The sequence below is a fragment of the Superficieibacter electus genome (assembly GCF_002915575.1).
Taxonomy (GTDB): domain Bacteria; phylum Pseudomonadota; class Gammaproteobacteria; order Enterobacterales; family Enterobacteriaceae; genus Superficieibacter; species Superficieibacter electus.
Window position 1 is genome coordinate 1 of record NZ_PQGD01000057.1, and the last position, 4,378, is coordinate 4,378.

Annotated in this window: 4 protein-coding genes, 4 tRNA genes and 1 rRNA gene; 8 read left to right on the plus strand and 1 reads right to left on the minus strand. The window is 49.1% G+C overall.

Annotated features, from left to right (window positions below):
- Positions 1-161 precede the first annotated feature (161 nt).
- The 3 genes from rrf to birA all read left to right on the plus strand — a co-directional run bounded on the left by rrf (position 162) and on the right by birA (position 2,412).
- Positions 162-277 (plus strand): 5S ribosomal RNA (rrf, locus tag CHU32_RS27515).
- A 147-nt stretch (positions 278-424) separates the two neighbouring features.
- Complete coding sequence (gene murB, locus CHU32_RS27520; protein ID WP_103678823.1) at positions 425-1,453, plus strand: UDP-N-acetylmuramate dehydrogenase; 1,029 nt, start codon at positions 425-427, stop codon at positions 1,451-1,453.
- Positions 1,450-2,412, plus strand: a complete 963-nt coding sequence (birA, locus tag CHU32_RS27525; RefSeq protein WP_103678824.1) for a bifunctional biotin--[acetyl-CoA-carboxylase] ligase/biotin operon repressor BirA — start codon at positions 1,450-1,452, stop codon at positions 2,410-2,412. Before murB ends, birA begins: the two co-directional genes overlap by 4 nt.
- Before the next feature lie 25 nt (positions 2,413-2,437).
- Here birA and coaA read toward each other — a convergent pair whose 3' ends face one another.
- Positions 2,438-3,388: a type I pantothenate kinase gene (coaA, locus tag CHU32_RS27530; protein ID WP_103678825.1), complete on the minus strand. Its 951-nt coding sequence runs from the start codon at positions 3,386-3,388 to the stop codon at positions 2,438-2,440.
- A gap of 348 nt (positions 3,389-3,736) precedes the next feature.
- Here coaA and CHU32_RS27535 point away from each other — a divergent pair.
- The 5 genes from CHU32_RS27535 to CHU32_RS27555 form a co-directional block, all read left to right on the plus strand.
- Positions 3,737-3,812, plus strand: a tRNA-Thr gene (locus tag CHU32_RS27535).
- A gap of 8 nt (positions 3,813-3,820) precedes the next feature.
- Positions 3,821-3,905: transfer RNA gene (locus CHU32_RS27540), tRNA-Tyr, on the plus strand.
- Positions 3,906-3,992: 87 nt separating this feature from the next.
- Positions 3,993-4,067: transfer RNA gene (locus CHU32_RS27545), tRNA-Gly, on the plus strand.
- Positions 4,068-4,072: 5 nt separating this feature from the next.
- Positions 4,073-4,148: transfer RNA gene (locus CHU32_RS27550), tRNA-Thr, on the plus strand.
- Positions 4,149-4,262: 114 nt separating this feature from the next.
- Positions 4,263-4,378 (plus strand): GTP-binding protein (locus tag CHU32_RS27555; protein ID WP_000031649.1); only part of this gene is annotated, 116 nt, incomplete at its 3' end.

The following is a 4,378-nucleotide window of genomic DNA, read 5'->3' on the forward strand; positions in this document are numbered from 1 at the left end:
CCGGGTGTGTAAGCGCAGCGATGCGTTGAGCTAACCGGTACTAATGAACCGTGAGGCTTAACCTTACAACGCCGAAGGTGTTTTGGCGGTTTGAGAGAAAGATTTTCAGCCTGATACAGATTATATCGACAGGTCAGAGGACGTGTTGATAACAGAATTTGCCTGGCGGCACTAGCGCGGTGGTCCCACCTGACCCCATGCCGAACTCAGAAGTGAAACGCCGTAGCGCCGATGGTAGTGTGGGGTCTCCCCATGCGAGAGTAGGGAACTGCCAGGCATCAAATAAGTGAAAAGCCCGTCCGTCAGGATGGGCTTTTTGCGTTTTTATAGTAAAAAATCTATACGTCATCCCTCTTCTATAACCACAAGCCATCTTCCTGCAGATGCGGTAAACTAGCCGTGATTTTGCATCAGGATAGCGTTTATGAACCACTCCCTCAAACCCTGGAATACCTTTGGCATCGATCAGGCCGCAAACGACATTGTCTGCGCTGAAAATGAACAACAACTCGTAAGCGCATGGCAGAAAGCAACGCAACAACAGTCCCCTGTACTGATATTGGGCGAGGGTAGTAACGTCCTGTTTCTTACTGCTTTCAGCGGTACAGTGATCGTCAATCGTATTAAAGGTATTAACATCACCGAGCGACAGGAGGCGTGGCATATCCATGTTGGGGCGGGAGAGAACTGGCATCATCTGGTGCAATATACCTTACAGCAGGGCATGCCCGGCCTGGAAAACCTGGCGATGATCCCGGGCTGCGTTGGTTCTTCGCCAATCCAGAACATTGGCGCTTATGGTGTCGAATTACAACGCGTCTGCGATTACGTGGATTGCATTGAGCTGGCGACCGGCCACGCCTTACGCCTCGCTGCTCCGCAATGCCGTTTTGGCTACCGCGACAGTATTTTTAAACATGAATACCAGCATCATTATGCTATCGTCGCGGTGGGTTTACGCCTGCCAAAAGTATGGCAGCCCGTTTTAACCTATGGTGACCTGACCCGACTTGATCCTGCAACAGTAACACCTCAACAGGTCTATGATGCTGTGTGCCATATGCGCACGACTAAATTGCCCGATCCTAAAGTAAACGGTAACGCCGGGAGCTTCTTTAAAAATCCAGTCATCAGCGTTGCGCAAGCACAAACATTGCTGGCTACCTTTCCGGATGCGCCGCATTATCCTCAGGCGGATGGTTCCATTAAACTTGCTGCAGGCTGGCTTATCGATAAATGTCAGCTGAAAGGAATGCGTATGGGCGGGGCGGCGGTTCATCAACAGCAAGCTCTGGTTCTGATTAACACCGGTAATGCGCTCAGCGAGGATGTTGTTCATCTCGCGCAGCGAGTACGCCATCTTGTCGGGGAAAAATTTAACGTATGGCTTGAGCCTGAGGTGCGCTTTATTGGCAGCCATGGCGAAGTCAGCGCCGTGGAGACTATCGCGTGAAAGACAATACTGTTCCGTTAACGCTAATCTCTATTTTATCCGATGGAGACTTTCACTCTGGCGAGCAGCTTGGTGAAAGGCTGGGGATGAGCCGTGCAGCAATCAATAAGCATATCCAGACACTGCGTGACTGGGGAGTAGATGTTTTTACTGTGCCTGGCAAAGGCTATAGCCTCCCCGAACCCATCCAGTTATTGAATGAACAACTGATCCGCCGCCAGATTGATTATGGTTCAGTGACGGTGCTACCGGTTATTGATTCCACTAATCAATATCTTCTCGATCGCCTCAGCGAGTTGCAATCGGGTGATGCCTGCATTGCCGAATATCAACAGGCAGGCCGCGGACGCCGCGGACGTAAATGGTTTTCACCGTTTGGCGCAAATCTTTATCTTTCAATGTACTGGCGACTTGAACAAGGTCCGGCTGCCGCCATAGGTCTGAGCCTGGTGATCGGTATTGTGATGGCTGAAGTTCTTCATGAGCTGGGCGCAGACAAGGTGCGTGTGAAATGGCCAAACGATCTCTATCTTCAGGATCGTAAACTGGCAGGTATTTTGGTTGAGCTAACCGGGAAAACGGGCGATGCAGCACAAATAGTCATCGGTGCTGGCATCAATATGGCAATGCGTCGGGTCGAAGAGAATGTGATAAACCAGGGCTGGATCAATCTGCAGGAAGCGGGGATCACCATCGATCGCAATGCGCTTGCTGTTCGCTTAATTAAAGAGCTAAGAACCGCTTTGCAACTGTTTGAACTGGAAGGGCTGACACCTTATCTTTCTCGCTGGGAAAAATTAGATAACTTTATTCACCGCCAGGTAAAACTTATTATTGGTGACAGAGAAATTGTGGGCATTTCTCGGGGAATAAATGCGCAGGGTGCGCTCTTGCTGGAACAAAACGGTGAAATTAAACCGTGGATGGGCGGCGAGATTTCTCTGCGGAGCGCTGAATAAAAAAGGGAGCAAACGCTCCCTTACACTATTTACGCAGGCGTACCTGTCTCACTGCATGATTAGCGCTTTTTGTCATAATAAGGCTGGCGCGCTCACGGGTAGGCAGGATATTTTCTTTAAGATTCAATCCGTTAATCTCTTTCCATAATGAAGTGGCTACATTAACCGCTTCTTCTTCTGATAACTTCGCATAGTTATGGAAATAAGAATCGGGATCGGTAAACGCCCCTTCGCGGAATTTCAGGAAACGGTTAATATACCAGGTCTGTAATAACTCTTCCGGCGCATCAACATAAATAGAAAAATCAACGAAGTCAGACACAAATACATGATGCGGATCGTGCGGGTAGTCCATGCCGCTTTGCAATACATTTAACCCTTCGAGGATCAATATATCCGGTTGAGAGACATTTTTATCGCCATCAGGGATCACATCATAGATAAGATGCGAATAAACCGGGGCAGTAGCATTCGGCACTCCTGATTTGATATCCGAAACAAACTTAACCAGTCGGTGCATATCATAAGACTGAGGAAAGCCTTTCTTTTTCATTATCCCCCGGTCTTTCAACACCTGATTCGGATGCAAAAAGCCATCAGTAGTAATTAGCTCCACGCGCCGGTGTTCCGGCCAACGGCTTAGCAGCGCCTGCAACACGCGTGCGGTAGTACTTTTCCCTACCGCTACACTACCGGCAATACTGATAACGTAGGGAATGCGTTGTCCATTGGTTCCAAGAAATTGTTCAAGTACGGCCTGGCGGCGCAGGTTGGAACTAATATAAAAATTGAGCAATCGCGACAGTGGCAGATAAATCTCTGCAACTTCTTCCAGAGAAAGGTCCTCGTTAATGCCTTTCAGGCGGGCGATTTCCCCCTCGGTCAGCGTCATTGGGACTGAATCACGAAGAGCTGCCCACTGGCGGCGGTCGAATTCCATGTAGGGCGTCATTAACGCGTGTTCTTTTTTGCTCATAAACATGTTTCTCGCTGCCCTCCAGTCCTCTGGATGATGAGGGAACGAAGGCGCGGCACATTTCAGTTAATTTTCACAATGGGCAGGAGGTTAACACCAGATGAAAGGGAAGATAAGAAAAAATCGTCTCAAGCCGTTCAATCTCCGGTATGAAAACCGGCTGGAGCATCATCAGCAAGCCTGACGGCCAATGCCACCCGGATGATAAAAAGACGAAATAATGCTCTGTGATGAGCGAATTTACACCATATTTGCCCACTTGCGCACAAAATGTGAGCGATAGAACAATTTATGCAATTTTTTAGTTGCATGCAGCCTCAGGTCTACCTAGAATGCGCGCTACTTGATGCCGACTTAGCTCAGTAGGTAGAGCAACTGACTTGTAATCAGTAGGTCACCAGTTCGATTCCGGTAGTCGGCACCATCAAGCCCGGTGGGGTTCCCGAGCGGCCAAAGGGAGCAGACTGTAAATCTGCCGTCACAGACTTCGAAGGTTCGAATCCTTCCCCCACCACCATTTCTGGCAATGCGTAGCGTTGCTTGAGTTGGTTCAGTAAAATGAGCCAGCTTAAACAGAAAGAACTGGGTAGCCGAGTTTCAGGATGCGGGCATCGTATAATGGCTATTACCTCAGCCTTCCAAGCTGATGATGCGGGTTCGATTCCCGCTGCCCGCTCCAGACGTGCTGATATGGCTCAGTTGGTAGAGCGCACCCTTGGTAAGGGTGAGGTCCCCAGTTCGACTCTGGGTATCAGCACCACTTCTTTATCTCTCCTCCCCTGTTTTCCTTCTGTTATTCATTCAACAAGTCGGGCATGTTGCCTGGTTGATGTGGTGATATCACCGATTTATCCGTGTCTTAGAGGGACAATCGATGTCTAAAGAAAAGTTTGAACGTACAAAACCGCACGTTAACGTCGGTACTATCGGCCACGTTGACCATGGTAAAACAACGCTGACCGCTGCAATCACTACCGTACTGGCTAAAAC